Annotated in this window: 13 protein-coding genes; 6 read left to right on the top strand and 7 right to left on the bottom strand. The window is 70.9% G+C overall.

Annotation, left to right across the window (positions count from 1 at the left end; translation table 11 throughout):
• Positions 1–49: 49 nt before the first annotated feature.
• Complete coding sequence (locus tag ITJ50_RS15045; protein ID WP_017886915.1) at positions 50–499, top strand: TIGR02611 family protein; 450 nt, start codon at positions 50–52, stop codon at positions 497–499.
• A 134-nt stretch (positions 500–633) separates the two neighbouring features.
• Here the strand turns inward: ITJ50_RS15045 and ITJ50_RS15040 are convergent, their stop codons facing one another.
• The gene (locus ITJ50_RS15040) at positions 634–1,887 is read right to left on the bottom strand and encodes an MFS transporter (RefSeq protein ID WP_042540827.1); all 1,254 of its coding nucleotides are present in this window, start codon (positions 1,885–1,887) and stop codon (positions 634–636) included.
• A 103-nt stretch (positions 1,888–1,990) separates the two neighbouring features.
• Between ITJ50_RS15040 and ITJ50_RS15035 the strand changes: the two genes are divergently transcribed.
• Together ITJ50_RS15035 and ITJ50_RS15030 are read left to right on the top strand one after the other, a co-directional pair.
• Complete coding sequence (locus tag ITJ50_RS15035; RefSeq protein WP_042540826.1) at positions 1,991–2,356, top strand: ArsR/SmtB family transcription factor; 366 nt, start codon at positions 1,991–1,993, stop codon at positions 2,354–2,356.
• Positions 2,353–3,978 (top strand): methyltransferase, encoded by a 1,626-nt coding sequence (locus ITJ50_RS15030; RefSeq protein WP_323749915.1) that lies wholly within the window; start codon positions 2,353–2,355, stop codon positions 3,976–3,978. Before ITJ50_RS15035 ends, ITJ50_RS15030 begins: the two co-directional genes overlap by 4 nt.
• 3 nt (positions 3,979–3,981) lie before the next feature.
• Here the strand turns inward: ITJ50_RS15030 and ITJ50_RS15025 are convergent, their stop codons facing one another.
• Together ITJ50_RS15025 and ITJ50_RS15020 are read right to left on the bottom strand one after the other, a co-directional pair.
• Positions 3,982–4,845, bottom strand: coding sequence for an NAD-dependent epimerase/dehydratase family protein (locus ITJ50_RS15025; RefSeq protein WP_031259567.1), 864 nt, complete (start codon positions 4,843–4,845; stop codon positions 3,982–3,984).
• A gap of 113 nt (positions 4,846–4,958) precedes the next feature.
• Positions 4,959–5,549, bottom strand: coding sequence for a TetR/AcrR family transcriptional regulator (locus ITJ50_RS15020; RefSeq protein WP_052481929.1), 591 nt, complete (start codon positions 5,547–5,549; stop codon positions 4,959–4,961).
• A 176-nt stretch (positions 5,550–5,725) separates the two neighbouring features.
• Between ITJ50_RS15020 and ITJ50_RS15015 the strand changes: the two genes are divergently transcribed.
• Positions 5,726–8,206 carry a glycoside hydrolase family 3 protein gene (locus tag ITJ50_RS15015; RefSeq protein WP_194590819.1) on the top strand — a complete coding sequence of 827 codons (2,481 nt, stop codon included), beginning with the start codon at positions 5,726–5,728 and terminating at the stop codon, positions 8,204–8,206.
• A 548-nt stretch (positions 8,207–8,754) separates the two neighbouring features.
• Here the strand turns inward: ITJ50_RS15015 and ITJ50_RS15010 are convergent.
• On the bottom strand, positions 8,755–9,768 hold the full coding sequence (locus tag ITJ50_RS15010) for an LLM class flavin-dependent oxidoreductase (RefSeq protein ID WP_194590818.1): 1,014 nt from the start codon (positions 9,766–9,768) through the stop codon (positions 8,755–8,757).
• Positions 9,769–9,950: 182 nt separating this feature from the next.
• On the opposite strand from ITJ50_RS15010, the gene ITJ50_RS15005 reads away from it, so the two are divergent.
• A complete protein-coding gene (locus tag ITJ50_RS15005; RefSeq protein ID WP_042540825.1) occupies positions 9,951–12,521 on the top strand; it encodes a DEAD/DEAH box helicase in 2,571 nt (856 codons plus the stop codon).
• A 64-nt stretch (positions 12,522–12,585) separates the two neighbouring features.
• Entirely contained in the window at positions 12,586–12,837 is a 252-nt protein-coding gene (locus tag ITJ50_RS15000) for a DUF6458 family protein (RefSeq protein WP_017886906.1), read from the top strand.
• 7 nt (positions 12,838–12,844) lie between these two features.
• On the opposite strand, the gene ITJ50_RS14995 is transcribed toward ITJ50_RS15000, so the two are convergent.
• The 3 genes from ITJ50_RS14995 to ITJ50_RS14985 form a co-directional block, all read right to left on the bottom strand.
• Positions 12,845–13,249 carry a PIN domain-containing protein gene (locus ITJ50_RS14995; RefSeq protein WP_194590817.1) on the bottom strand — a complete coding sequence of 135 codons (405 nt, stop codon included), beginning with the start codon at positions 13,247–13,249 and terminating at the stop codon, positions 12,845–12,847.
• Complete coding sequence (locus tag ITJ50_RS14990) at positions 13,249–13,443, bottom strand: type II toxin-antitoxin system VapB family antitoxin (protein ID WP_259553210.1); 195 nt, start codon at positions 13,441–13,443, stop codon at positions 13,249–13,251. The genes ITJ50_RS14995 and ITJ50_RS14990 overlap by 1 nt, the downstream gene beginning before the upstream one ends.
• 64 nt (positions 13,444–13,507) lie before the next feature.
• A complete protein-coding gene (locus ITJ50_RS14985) occupies positions 13,508–14,029 on the bottom strand; it encodes a ribonuclease H family protein (protein ID WP_017886904.1) in 522 nt (173 codons plus the stop codon).
• Positions 14,030–14,050: the final 21 nt, after the last annotated feature.

The raw sequence follows: 14,050 nt of genomic DNA, 5'->3' as shown, positions 1-14,050 counted from the left end.
TCCACCGCGTGCGCCGCTGATTCCCAGCCGCGCGCCCTACGTTTTCGGCATGGACGGCGACCCGAACGACCGACCCGGCGACGCCCGGGCCGATGGTGCGGCCCGACAGCGCTTCCAGTGGTTCCACCGCCTGCGCGCCTGGATCCACGAGCGGCCGCACGTGCACCTGTTCTACAAGGTGCTGGTCGGTCTGGTGGGCGGGCTGGTCGTCATCATCGGGCTGATCCTGGTGCCGCTGCCGGGCCCGGGGTGGCTCGTGGTGTTCATCGGTCTCACCGTGCTGGCGAGCGAGTTCCACTTCTTCCACAAGATCATCACGTGGCTCAAGGCGCAGCTGCACCGCTTCTGGGACTGGGCCAAGCGGCACGGGCCGAAGCGTCTGCGCGATGCGGCCGACCGGGGCAAGGCCGACGTCGATGCTGCGCACACCGGAGCGGCGCGGACCGTCGGGGTCCGTGCGCGCGCTCGCGGGGCGAACTCGGCACACCCGGGCCACTAGTCGGGCCGTCGCGGTCGGCACCGTGCGGTGCTGTTCACCGCGTGCGAGGTTGACGCCTCCGTGCGGCGCTGCAGGCTCGCACCGAGCGATCAACCTCGCACCGAATGGGCAGCGCCGCACCGTGCGGGGCGCGCCTACTCGGCCGCGACCCGCACCGAACCGGTGGCGGTGCGCTCGATGACCTCGGCAGCGCGCTCCTCGACCTCGGCGGCGTCCTTCGATGACAGCTGCAGCACGAGGGCGACGACCGCGGCGAGCACGATGAAGCCGCCGTACCCGGCGATGACCGGGACGAGGCCGACCGACGGCTCGAGCAGGCCTCCGATGACCGAGGGCACCCCGAACGCCAGGTAGCTGACGACGTAGATCGTGGAGAGCAGTCCGGCGCGGTGGGTCGGTGCAGCGGTGGCGAGCAGCATCCGCAGCGGTGCCTGGAACCCGGCGCCGAAGCCGACACCGGCGACGGCGCTGCCGACGACCATGCCCGGCAGGGAGTGCGCGAACACGAACGACACGGTGATGATCGGGCCGAGCACGAGCGCCACGAGCCCGAGCAGGACCGCACGTCGGGTGTCCATCCGCTGGATCGCCAGGCCGGTCAGGGCGCCGACACCGGTGACGACCGCGATGAGCGCACCGGCGGCGAAGTGGTTCGTGATGCCGAACACCGCGCCGAGTGCCGAGGGGACGAGCGACAGGAACATGCCGCCCAGTGCCCAACTGGCCACGAGCGATCCGGCGACGCCGCGGAACAACCGACGCGATGACCGCGGCACGCTGATCGTCGGGCGCAGGGAGCGGAGTGCTCCTGGGCGACGCTCCACCTGCTCGGGGACGACGGACAGCGCGAGGACGAGCAGCACGAGGAGCGCGCCGAACAGCAGGTAGACGAGCTGCTCCGGCGCCGGACCCCACTGCACCAGGGCGCCGCTCGACAGCGCGCCGGTGGCCAGGGCGATCGGCGGGATGACACCGTTCAGCACACCCGCCATGGTCGGGTGGCGTTCGAGGGAGTTGTCGATGAGGGCCGCGCCGAGTGCACCGATGAGCAGTCCGACCGAGACGCCCTGCACGATCCGGTCCACGATGAGCGCGACGACCCCGTCCGCCGCCGCGAACAGGCCGAGCGACAGTGCGACGCCCAGCCCGCCGACGACGAGCACGGGCTTCCGGCCGACGTGGTCGGACAAGCGCCCCGCGATGAGCAGGCTCGCCAGCAGGCCGGCGACGTAGATGGCGAAGACCCCGGTGAGCATGAGCGGCGTGAGGTGCCACTCGGCGGCGTAGACCGGGTAGATCGGCGACGGGACGGCCGACGAGGCGACCGAGACCAGGAGCATCGCCGCCAGGATCCAGAACCCGGCGACCGAACGAGCTGACTGGTGCATGCGCACCCCTTTCCATCTCCGTGCAGTACGACTGCATTCGTACCGCACTCGAACAGTACGACGCAAGTCGTACAGCGAGCCGAACGGTGGTAGCGTCCCGTCCATGCCCGCGCACGTCGATGCTCCCGAACGGTTGCCGCAGCCGTCCGTGGCCGAGATGGACCTCCCCGTCGTCATGGACGCCCTGAGCGACCCGATCCGGCTCGCGATCCTGCACCGCTACCTGGTCGACGCGGCCGGCGGCGAGCGCAGCTGTGGGTGGGTCGGCATCGACCGGCCGAAGTCCACGCTGACCCACCACTTCCGGGTCCTGCGCGAGGCCGGGTTGCTCGAGCAGCACCTGGAGGGCCTGACCCGCGTCAGCCGTGTCCGGGTGGAGGACGTGCAGCAGCGGTTCCCCGGGCTCCTCGACCTGGTGCTCGACTGGCAGGTCCCATCGGCCCTGCTCCGCGAGGGGCTCGCCTCGTGAGCGGCGAGCCCGACGCCGCCCCGAGCCCGACCGTGCACACGCTGCCGTCGATCGTCGCAGACCCCGCCGTCGCCACGGCGCTCGCCGCGGACCTGACGGCCGCCGGCTTCACCGTCGACCGGCTCGACTCCCTGTGGGGCGCCGAGGCTGCCGCATCGCTGCACCGCGGTTCGCGGGTCGCTGCGCTCCGTGCGCTCGCCGCCCGCGAGACCACGCCGCTCAGCACCCTGGCGACGCTGTTCGTGCTCGGGCTGCCGGTGGCGCGGGCTGAGGCAGCCGCCGCGTTCCCGACCGCCGGGCTCGACGCCGTCATCGCATCGGGTCTGCTGCGCAGCGAAGGCGAAGGCGAAGGCGAAGGCGAAGGCGACGGCGAAGGCGACGGCGGCGCCCCGCTCGTCCACCCCACCGTCGACCTGCGCCCCTACGCCTTCGTCGACGACCTCGGCGCCGGCAGCTGGTGGATCGTCTCCGACCTGGGCGAGCTCGCCCTCGGACACGAGATCAGCGAGGAACACGTCCTCGGCATCGGCGGCGCCACCACGACGCTGAGCGGCCTGCAGGTGCCCGTGCCGGTCGAGCGGGTGCTCGACCTGGGCACCGGCTGCGGGATCCAGGCCATGCACGCGCGGCGGTTCGCTGACCACGTGGTCGCCACCGACATCTCGCGCCGTGCCCTCGACATCGCCCGGTTCAACGCGCAGTTGAACGGCATCGACGGCATCGACTTCCGGTTCGGTTCACTGTTCGATCCGGTCGCGGGGGAGCGCTTCGACCGGATCGTCTCGAACCCGCCCTTCGTCATCACGCCTCGTCGCGAAGGCGTCCCGTCCTACGAGTACCGCGACGGCGGCATGGTCGGTGACGCCCTGGTCGAGACGGTGCTCCGGGGCCTCGGGGACCACCTGGAGCCCGGTGGCACCGCACAGCTCCTCGGCAACTGGGAGTACCACTGGGGCGTCGACGGCCTGGACCGCGTGCGCGCCTGGTTCGCCGACACCGGCCTCGACGTGTGGGTGATCGAGCGCGAGCGGCAGGACCCGACGTCCTACGCCGAGACCTGGATCCGCGACGGCGGCACCAAGCCCGGCACGGACGGGTTCGACACCCTGATGGGCGCGTGGCTCGACGACTTCGCGGATCGCCGCGTCACCGGCGTCGGCTTCGGTTACGTCGTGGTGCGTCGACCCCTGCCGGGAGGCCCGTCCGGCCTCCGCCGGTTCGAGCGCGTCCCCGAGACGCTCGGCTCCAACCCCGCGGGTCTGGGGGCGACGGTCGCCCGCGTCCTCGACGCGGCCGCCTGGCTCGCCGCCCACGACGACGCCGCGCTCGCTGCCGCCCACCTGGCGGTGACCGGTGACGTCACCGAGGAGCGGTACTACTGGCCGGGCAACGACGACCCCACCGTGATGACGCTGGTGCAGGGCGGCGGGCTCGGGCGCCGGGTGGACGCGGACACCGCACTCGCGGCGTTCGTGGGCGCGTGCGACGGTGACCTGTCCGTCGCGGCGATCATCGGCGCACTCGCGCAGATCACCGGCGTGGACGAGCAGGCCCTGGCCGCCGACCTGCTGCCGGCGGCGCGCGACCTGGTGCTCGACGGGCTGCTCGTCCCCGCTGCCTGACGATCAGGCGCGGTGGTCGCGCCAGCTGTGCTCGGGCGTGTAGCCGAGGAGTTCGCGGGCCTTCTCCGACGACAGCAGCGAGCTGACGCCGTCGATGTCCGCACGGCGCTCGATGTCCGGCACGAAACGCTCGACGAGTTCGATCGTCGGGGTGTCCATCACCGTGTCGGGGCTCGCGATGACGAACGCCTCGAACCCGGTGAGGTCCGCCTCGAGCGCACGGCGGACGGCCTGGGCCCCGTCGCGCGAGTCGATGTACGACCACAGGTTGAACGTCTTCGCCTCGGGGGTGGCGTCCCACGGGAACGCCGGGTAGTCGGTCTCGTCCATCACGTTCGAGAAGCGCAGCCCGATCATCTTCAGCTCCGGGTCCCAGCGCGTGAAGTGGCGGGCCATCTCCTCTTCCACCGCCTTGCCGAGCGAGTACGACGACTGCGGGCGGACGGCGAACTCCTCGTCGACCGGCAGGTAGGGCGGCAGGTGTTCGCCCATCGGGATGCCGAGCAGGGTCTCGCTCGACGCCCACACGACGTTCTTGATCTTCGCGGCACGGGCAGCGTGGAAGACGTTGATGGACGAGGTCACGTTGTTGGTGATCAGGGCCACGTCGGGCACCTGTCCCGGGGCCGGCACCGCCGCGAGGTGCACGACGGCGTCGACGTGGTCGTACCGGTCGTCGATGCCGAGCAGGGCGTTCAGGACCTGGCCGTGGTCGGTCAGGTCGATCCGCACGAACGGGACACGCTCGGGCTTGTCCGGCGAGGGGACACGGTCGAGCAGGACCACGTCGTACCCGTGCGCATCGAGGTCGCGCACCACCGCCCGTCCGAGCTTGCCGCTGCCACCGGTCACCACTACACGCGTCATCGCGTCACTCCACATCGTCGTCGGAACACACCCTGGCGGGCACCGACCATCCTGCCCCGCCTGCCCTGACACGACCAGGCCCTGTCCGTACCCCACTGCCGGGGCGGGGGCTGTCAGGCGGTGGGGGCGACCTGGGCGATCGCCAGACGGGCGACGAGCTCGACGTGCTCGGCCATGTCGCGTGTGGGGTCGAAGAGCCACTGGATCTGCATGCCGTCGGACACCGCGAGCAACACGCTCGTGAGCTCGTCGGGGTCGATGTCGGTCCGCAGCCGTCCGTCCTGCTGCATGGTGCGGAAGTCGGCAGACAGCACGCGGCGGCTGCGTTCGTAGCGCTCGCGGAAGTACTCGTGCGCCGGGTGCTCGGCGTCGGTGGCGGCCGCGGCGGACAGGTTGACGAACATCTGCACCAGCCCCGGGACCTCGGCGTTGTGCCGCACGATCGCCGCGAGCAGGGCCGCCGGGTCCGCGGCCTGCCAGTCGTGTGCCAGGTCGAGCTCGTCGCGGCGGCGGAGGATCTCCACCCAGAGTTCGTCCTTCGAGTCGAAGTAGTGCAGCAGGCCGGCCTGGGTCAGGCCCACGGCGTCGGCGATGTCCTTGATGCTCGTCCGCCGGAAGCCCTGCGACGCCACGAGGTCCAGCGCGACCGTGAGGATCTCCTCGCGCTTCGCGATGCCCTTTGCGTACGAACCCCGTCGTGCCATGGCCAGACTGTACCGCCCACGGGAGACCCCAGAAAACCAACCAGCGGTCGGTTTTGGGTGGTACGGTGCAGGAGCTGCCAGCGCGGGCGGCGAACCCGGTGGATGGTGGGTGTGGGCGACGAGGCCCCGGCCGTCCAGGCGGCGCCCCGCGGCCCTGAACGAGAGGACCGACCACCGTGACCACCGTGAACGACGCGAGCACCGCCTCCAGTCCGTCGACGCCGCTGACCGAGCGCATCGATGCGCTCCTCGGCCAGTTGACCACCGACGAGAAGGTGCAGCTGCTCACCGGACGTGACTTCTGGACCACCTGGCCCGTCGAGAAGATCGGGCTGCGCCGGATCCTGATGTCGGACGGGCCGTCCGGCGTGCGCGGCGAGGTGTGGGACGAGCGTGACCCGTCCCTGAACCTGCCGTCGGCGACCGCGCTGAGCGCCTCGTGGGACCGCGCGATCGCGAAGCGCTACGGCGCCGCCGCTGCCGTCGAGGCCCGTCGCAAGGGCGTCGACGTCGTGCTCGGCCCGACCATCAACCTGCACCGGTCCCCGCTGGGTGGCCGGCACTTCGAGGCGTTCAGCGAGGACCCCGTGCTCACGGGTGACCTGGCCGCGTCGTACGTCGACGGTGTGCAGGAGAACGGTGTCGCCGCCACCCCGAAGCACTACATCGCGAACGACTACGAGACCGACCGCTTCACCGCGTCGACCGAGGTGTCCGACCGCGCGCTGCGTGAGCTGTACCTGCTGGCGTTCGAGAAGGCCGTGACCGAGGCGCACGCCTGGGCGGTCATGTCGTCGTACAACGCGATCAACGGCGTGACGGCGTCGGAGAACGACCTGCTCGAGACCCCGCTCAACTCGGAGTGGGGCTTCGACGGCATCGTCGTGTCCGACTGGACCGGAGTGCGTTCGGTGGACTCCGCGAAGGCGTCGCAGGACGTCGCGATGCCCGGGCCGAACCCGTGGTGGAGCGAGGGGCCGCTGCTCGCCGCCGTGCAGTCCGGCGAGGTGCCGATGGCAGCGATCGACCGCAAGGTCCGCCGGATCCTGACCCTGGCCGCCCGCGTCGGCGCGCTCGAGGGCTTCGAACCCGTCGCCGCGTCGCCCGTGCACGTCGAGGACGGCATCGCGTTCGTCCGCGAGGCCGAGGCCGAGGGCACCGTCCTGGTCCGCAACACCGGTGTCCTGCCGCTCGACGCCCCCGCCGTGTCGCGCATCGCGGTGATCGGCCACAATGCCGACCAGGCCCGCACGCAGGGCGGTGGCTCGGCCACGGTCGTGCCGTCGCAGGTCGTGTCGCCGCTGGACGGCATCCGTTCGGCGTTCCCCGGCGCGAGCGTGGACTACGCGATCGGCGCCGTCGTGCAGGAGGGCATCGCGGAGTTCCCGCTGTCCACCATCACGAACCCCGGCACCGGTGAGCCCGGAGCGCGGGTCGCCTTCGTCAAGGACGGCGAGGAGCTGTTCGTCGAGGACCGCCGCGCGACGGCACTGTTCTGGTTCGGCGGTGACGCGCCGACGCGCGAAGCCGACCGGCTCGACATCACCACCACCTACACCGCCGAGTCGACGGGGACCGTGCGGTTCGGCATCGGCGCGGCCGGACGGTCACGCATGTGGATCGACGGCGAGCTGCTGCTCGACGAGGACGTGCCGTACGAGGGCGACCAGCTCGGCGCCGCGTTCCTGAACCCGCCGGCGCGGTCGGTGCCCGTGTCGGTGACCACCGGCCAGCAGGTCGCGATCCGGATCGAGTACGACGTCATCCAGGACGAGACGCTCGGCGGGGTGCTGGCGTACCAGTTCGGTACCGAGCCGTCCGACGACGACCCCGCCGTGCTGATCGACGCAGCGGTCGAGGCCGCTCGTGGTGCGGACGTCGCCGTCGTCGTGGTCGGGACGAACTCCAAGGTCGAGTCCGAGGGCTACGACCGCTCCTCGCTGGCGCTGCCCGGTCACCAGGACGACCTGGTGCGCGCGGTCGCCGCCGTGAACCCGAACACGGTCGTCGTCGTGAACGCCGGTTCGCCGGTCGAGATGCCGTGGCGGAACGACGTCGCCGCGGTGCTGCTGACCTGGTTCGGCGGGCAGGAGTACGGCAACGCCCTGGCCGACGTGCTGACGGGGCGGCAGGAGCCCGGTGGACGCCTGCCCACCACGTGGCCGGTCGCGATGGCCGATGTCCCCGTGCTCGACGTCACCCCGGTGGACGGCAAGGTCTCCTACGACGAGGGCGTCCACGTCGGGTACCGGGCCTGGCTGCGGGCCGGCACCGAGCCGGCCTACCCGTTCGGGCACGGCCTCGGCTACACCACGTGGTCGATCGACGGGGTCTCCGCGACGCCGACCGTGCGCGAGGGCGACGCCGTCATCGTCACGGCGACCGTCGCGAACACGGGCGACCGCGCCGGCAAGCACGTCGTGCAGGTCTACGCGTCCCGTGCGGAGTCGGCGGTCGACCGCCCGGTTCGCTGGCTGGTCGGGTTTGCCCCGGTCCGGCTCGGTGCGGGGGAGTCGACGGAGGTCTCGATCGAGGTCCCGGCACGCGCCTTCGCCCACTGGGACGGTTCGTGGCAGTACGAGTCGGGGACGTTCACGCTGCACGTCGGTGCCTCCGTCGTCGACGACGCCGGAACCGCGTCCCTCGAACTGGAGTGACGAAGTCGTCCGGTTTCCGCGCAGCTCCCGACTCTGTTCAGTAACATCGTCGTGCGCGAGTCGGCTGGTTACCGTCCGCGCACGCACCGACTACGGGGTCGCTGGGTGAGCGATTCGGCCTCCTGATCCGGCCGTTGTCGCCCTGGCTTCCCCGGTGCGTCCCAGAATGCGTCCCCGCGTCCGCGCGGGGGCGCATTCGTCGTTCCGGGTCGGAGCCGCATCGGTGCTCCGTGCCGGAACCTCGTTCCGCGGATCGTCCCGGACTCGGTGCGCACCGGTGAACCGGTTGCCGGACTTCGTGCCGGTTCGCAAAAACGAGTGACACTTGGTCAACTTCTTTGCTCCAGGGACGCAGATCGGTGTGACAAACCGGTCGGTAGGTGGAACGATGGGGGCACCATCTCGTGCGGATCAGGGACGAGATGGTCATCCGGCCGGGCTCTCGGGCTTCACCAACTCGATCAGAGCCCCGCCGGATGCCCTCGACTCTCGGTGGCGGCAGGGCCGCAGGCGATCAGGCTCCAGGCGTCTGCCCGCGTCGCTGGCCCTCAGGCCCGTAGCGCCGGAGCGACCTCCTCGGCCACGATGCGCAGGATCCGCTCGTGTGCCGCACGGTCGCCGTTCGCCGGCAGGGTGATGACGAGCTCATCGGTGGCGGTGGCAGCCGGGTCGGCGAGCAGGGCGTCGACGATGGCCGCCGGTTCGCCGGACACGACCTTGCTGAAGCGGAACGGCGGCGCGCCCGACAGCGGTCGGCCCTCGTCGTCCATCCCGGACGCGTACCCGGTCAGGAACTCCTGGTGCACGGCGCGGTCGTGGTCGTCGAGGAGCGGCACCACGATCCGGCCCACGGCGACCTTGGACTCGCGGTGCGGGTGCAACTCGGCGAACCGCTCGCGGTAGGCGGCGATCTGGTCGGCCTGCGCCTCGGCGAACGGCGCACCCGTGTCCTCGGTGTTCAGGGTCGAGCAGTGCAGCAGCAGCCCCTTCTCGGCCGTGCGCACCGCCGTGCCCATGCTGCCGCCACCCCACCACACGCGGTCGCGCAGGCCCGGGCTGAGCGGCTGCAGGGTCAGGTCGGCCCCGGCGGGGATGCTCTCGTAGCCCTTGCCGGCACTGCCCAGGGGCTCGCCCTGCAGGACCTCGAGCAGCCGTGCTGCGCGGGCCTCGGCCTCGTCGCGGAAGCTGCGGTCGACCGTGCCGAACACCGGGTCGAGGATCGGCCCGTACCCGGCGATGCCCGTGCTGATGCCGAGCTGCACACGGCCGCCGCTGAGCAGGTCGACCGTGCTGGCATCCTCGGCCAGGCGCACCGGGTCCTCGTAGCGCATGCCGAGCACGGCGGTGCCGAACGCGATGGTGCTGGTGCGCTGCGCGGCGGCCGCGAAGAAGGTCATCGGGCTCGTCAGGTACGGCTCGAAGTGCCGTCCACGCACCCAACCTGTGCCGTAGCCGAGGGACTCGGCGGTCTCGAACAGGCGCAGGCCGTCCTCCAGGGCGCCGGCGGCGCCGTCGGTGCCGCCGTGGTTCGGGACGAAGGAGAGGAAGCCGAGTTCGCGCATGGCGCGAGTCTATGCGCACGTATCGAAATGCGCCTGAGTCGGCGACGGGGCGGACGGGAGGCCCGTGGCGAGCTGGCACCGCGCCTCTCCCCACCGGCATGGCCGGTCCGCCGCTGGCGCGTCGCCCCGGGACCGGCGGCGTGGGCCCAGTCCGTCATGGCCGCACCTGGGAGGATGGGCGCATGACCGACGTCACCGCCCTGCCCCCGCTCGTCGCCGCGATCCCGGCGGCGGTGGACGGCGTCGTCGACCCCGACGAGGTCTACGAGGCCTTCGCGGCCTGGGCCGCCGAGGGCGGTCGGCCCCTGTACCCGGCGCAGGACGAAGCGGTCATCGAGCTCGTCTCCGGCGCGAACGTCGTGCTGAGCACGCCGACCGGCACCGGGAAGTCGCTCGTCGCGGCCGGCGCGCACTTCGCCGCGCTCGCCGAGGGCAAGCGGAGCTACTACACGGCGCCGATCAAGGCGCTGGTGTCCGAGAAGTTCTTCCAGCTCGTCGAGCTGTTCGGTGCGCAGAACGTCGGCATGGTCACCGGCGACTCGAGCGTCAACGCCGACGCACCCATCGTCTGCTGCACCGCCGAGATCCTGGCGAACCTGGCGCTGCGGCAGGGACCGGACGCCGACGTCGACGTCGTCGTGATGGACGAGTTCCACTTCTACGGCGACCCCGACCGCGGCTGGGCGTGGCAGGTACCGCTGCTCGTGCTCGAGCGTGCGCAGTTCCTGCTCATGTCGGCGACCCTCGGCGACGTCACCACCATCGCCGACGACCTGTCCCGCCGGACCGGCCGGCCCACCGCCCGCGTGACCGGTGTCTCGCGACCCGTGCCGCTCGAGTACCAGTACGTGATGACGCCCGTGCAGGAGACGGTGGAGCGGCTCCTCGAGGAGGGCAAGGCGCCGATCTACATCGTGCACTTCGCCCAGGCCGCCGCACTCGAGCGGGCGCAGTCGCTGATGTCGGCGAAGGTCGCCTCGCGCGAACGCCGCGACCAGATCGCCGACGCCATCGCCGGCTTCCGCTTCAGCGCCGGGTTCGGGCAGACCCTGTCGCGCCTGATCCGGGCGGGCATCGGCGTGCACCACGCCGGCATGCTGCCGAAGTACCGACGACTCGTCGAGCAGCTCGCCCAGCGCGGCCTGCTGCCCGTCATCTGCGGCACCGACACCCTGGGCGTCGGGATCAACGTGCCGATCCGCTCCGTGCTGTTCACCGGACTGACGAAGTTCGACGGCACCAAGATGCGCCAGCTGTCCGCACGCGAGTTCCACCAGATCGCCGGCCGCGCCGGACGCGCCGGGTACGACACCGAGGGTGACGTCGTCGCCGAGGCCCCCGAGCACGACATCGAGAACGCCCGCGCCGTCGCCAAGGCCGGCGACGACCCGAAGAAGAAGAACAAGATCAAGCGGAAGAAGGCGCCCGAGGGCTTCGTGTCATGGGGGCAGGCGTCCTTCGAACGGCTGATCGCGGCCGAGCCCGAGCCGATGGCCTCGCGCATGCGGATCACGCACGCGATGGTGCTGTCCGTCGTCGCCCGTGGCGGGGACGCCTTCGCCGACGTCCGGTCGCTGGTCTACGACAACCACGAACCGCGCTCCCGGCAGCTCGCCATGGCCCGCCGGGCACTCGTCATCGCCCGGACCCTCATCAACGCACGGGTGATCGAGAAGGTCGACGGCGCCTACCGCCTGACCGTCGACATCGCACCGAACTTCGCGCTCAACCAGCCGCTGTCCCCGTTCGCGCTCGCCGCGTTCGAGTTGCTCGACCCTTCTTCTCCCACTTATGCACTGGACATGGTCTCGGTCGTCGAGGCCACGCTCGACGACCCGCGGGCGATCCTGTCGCAGCAGCAGTTCAAGGAGCGTGGCGAGGCCGTCGCCCGCATGAAGCAGGAGGGGATCGAGTACGAGGAGCGGATGGAGCTGCTCGAGGAGGTCACCTGGCCGAAGCCGCTCGACGAGCTGCTGACCGCCGCCTACGAGGCCTACGCCGCCGAACAGCCCTGGGTGCTCGACTTCCAGCTGTCCCCGAAGGCCGTCGTCCGCGACATGTACGAACGCGCGATGACCTTCGGCGACTTCGTGCGCTTCTACCAGCTCACCCGCTCCGAGGGGCTCGTGCTCCGCTACCTGTCCGACGCGTACCGGACCATGCGGCAGACCATCGCCGAGGAACAGCGGACCCAGGAGCTCGACGACCTGATCGAGTGGCTCGGCGAGGTCGTGCGGCAGACCGACTCCTCACTCGTCGACGAGTGGGAGGCGCTGCTCAACGGCGACGTCCTGCTGGCCTCCGAGGAACACGAGGAGATCGCGCCGCCGCAGCCCGCACGGCTCACCGGCAATCCCAGGGCGTTCCGGGTGCTCGTGCGCAACGCCCTGTTCCAGCGGGTGCTGCTCGCCGCGGCCGACGACATCGACGGGCTCGGGGAGCTCGACGCGACCGCCGGGTTCGACCGGTCGGCGTGGGACACCGTGCTCGAGGAGTACTACGAGGAGCACGACAGCATCGGCACGGACGCCGACGCACGGTCCATGCAGTACCTGGTGCTCGACGAGAGCGGTGCCACGGCATCACCGCGGGTCTGGAAGGCACGGCAGATCTTCTCCGACCCCGAGGGCGACAAGGACTTCGGGTTCTCGGCGACGATCGACCTGGACGCCTCGGACGAGGTCGGCGAGGCCGTCGTACGGGTCACCGAGATCGGTCGGTTCGACGGGTGGGCCGAAGTCGACGTCGACTGATCCGCGCGGGGGTTGTCGGACGTGTACCGTCTGCCGCACCACCCCCACCCGAGAGGACTGCGTCATGCGCATCGGATCCAGCATCGCCCTGATCGTCATCGGCGCGATCGTCGCCTTCGCGCTGAACATCCAGCTCGCCGGCGTCGACCTGCGCCTTATCGGCTACATCCTGATGGCAGCCGGTGTCGTGCTGCTCATCATCAGCCTCGCCGTGGCCTTCGGTGGTCGCCGCACCACGACCACCACGCGCTCGGGCGTCGACCCGGCGTCGGGGGAGCAGATCACGCAGCAGGAGCGGCGCGACGGGACCTACTGACCCGCAGTCAGCGCTCCGGCAGGTACTCGTGCCGGAAATCGGCGACTGCGTCGGCGATGTGGTCGTAGTCGCGGTCCGAGCTGAGGACGGTGGCCCCGTTGCGCACGGCGTAGGCAGCGATGTGGACGTCGATCGGTCCGGCTCCGCGGACGTGGCCGTTGTTCCAGAGGGCGTTCTGGATGCTCGTGACATCCTGGATGTCCGGGTGTTCTGAAGCCTCGAGGAAGGCGTCCATGTCGTCGCGGTACCCCTGGTGGTCGGGTCCGGTGCGTGCTGCATGGCAGTACTCGAGGACCTGCGGCGGGCAGGTCATGATCAGGTCCTGCGTCGCGATCTCGCGAAGCCGCTGTGCGATGCCCGCTGAACGGTGTGCCTTCCACCAGACGGAGTTGTCGACGATGTACGTCGCCATCAGGGATGCAGCTCGTCGGCCGCAGAAGGGTCGGCGCTGAAGTCTCGCGCGATGATGCGTTCGACGGCGGCGGGCTGTCGTCGCACCGCGATGAGGGTTTCGAGTGCTCTCTGCACGACCTCGCGGTTGGAGCGGGCGCCGGTCAGCTGCTTCGCATCATCGAGCACGCGTGGATCAAGATCGATCGTCGTCACTGCCAAGCCGATCACCTCCGTTATACAGGGGAGTACATAACCGGGCGGGCTGCTGGCGGAAGGGTCAGAAGAGGGTCGCGGGCGGGGTCGCGTCGGGCAGCGCGGACGGCTCCGGGACCTCGACGTTGGGCCAGCCAGGACCGTGCGGCACGTCGGTGCCGTTCTGGAACGCGGTGGCAGCACCACGGGCACGGACGTCGGCAGCTTCGTTCATCTCGTGACCGACGTGGCCGCGGACCCACTCGAACGTGACCTTGCGACCCTGCAGTTCCGCGTCGAGTTCCTTGATGATCTCGACGTTGAGGACCGGCTTGCCGTCGGCCTTCCGCCAGCCCTTGCGCTTCCAGCCGGCGAGCCACTCGGTGCAGGCCTTGATGGCGTACTGGCTGTCGCACAGGATGTGCAGCGGCTCGCCGGTGTCCTTCGTGGCACGGAGCAGCTGCAGCACGGCGGTGAGCTCGCCGATGTTGTTCGTCGCGCGGGGCCAGCCGCCGGCCGCCCACCGGTCGTCGTCGACGTACCAGGCCCAGCCGGCGGGGCCGGGGTTGCCGAGGGCTGAGCCGTCTGCGGCGGCGACGATCGTCACGATGGGACCTCCTGGTGGTGC

The organism is Curtobacterium sp. VKM Ac-2889, from assembly GCF_015350855.1.
Lineage (GTDB): Bacteria > Actinomycetota > Actinomycetes > Actinomycetales > Microbacteriaceae > Curtobacterium > Curtobacterium poinsettiae.
Note: the sequence above shows the minus strand (reverse complement) of the source record. Positions and strands in the feature narration are given on the sequence as shown.

What these genes read in the sequence shown, in the direction of transcription:
- ITJ50_RS15040 (WP_042540827.1), bottom strand. Translation starts at nt 1,887, where the DNA reads ATGCACCAGTCAGCTCGTTCGGTCGCCGGGTTCTGGATCCTGGCGGCG.
- ITJ50_RS15005 (WP_042540825.1), top strand. Translation starts at nt 9,951, where the DNA reads ATGACCGACGTCACCGCCCTGCCCCCGCTCGTCGCCGCGATCCCGGCG.
- ITJ50_RS15020 (WP_052481929.1), bottom strand. Translation starts at nt 5,549, where the DNA reads ATGGCACGACGGGGTTCGTACGCAAAGGGCATCGCGAAGCGCGAGGAG.
- ITJ50_RS14995 (WP_194590817.1), bottom strand. Translation starts at nt 13,249, where the DNA reads ATGGCGACGTACATCGTCGACAACTCCGTCTGGTGGAAGGCACACCGT.
- ITJ50_RS15000 (WP_017886906.1), top strand. Translation starts at nt 12,586, where the DNA reads ATGCGCATCGGATCCAGCATCGCCCTGATCGTCATCGGCGCGATCGTC.
- ITJ50_RS15025 (WP_031259567.1), bottom strand. Translation starts at nt 4,845, where the DNA reads ATGACGCGTGTAGTGGTGACCGGTGGCAGCGGCAAGCTCGGACGGGCG.
- ITJ50_RS15045 (WP_017886915.1), top strand. Translation starts at nt 50, where the DNA reads ATGGACGGCGACCCGAACGACCGACCCGGCGACGCCCGGGCCGATGGT.
- ITJ50_RS15010 (WP_194590818.1), bottom strand. Translation starts at nt 9,768, where the DNA reads ATGCGCGAACTCGGCTTCCTCTCCTTCGTCCCGAACCACGGCGGCACC.
- ITJ50_RS15035 (WP_042540826.1), top strand. Translation starts at nt 1,991, where the DNA reads ATGCCCGCGCACGTCGATGCTCCCGAACGGTTGCCGCAGCCGTCCGTG.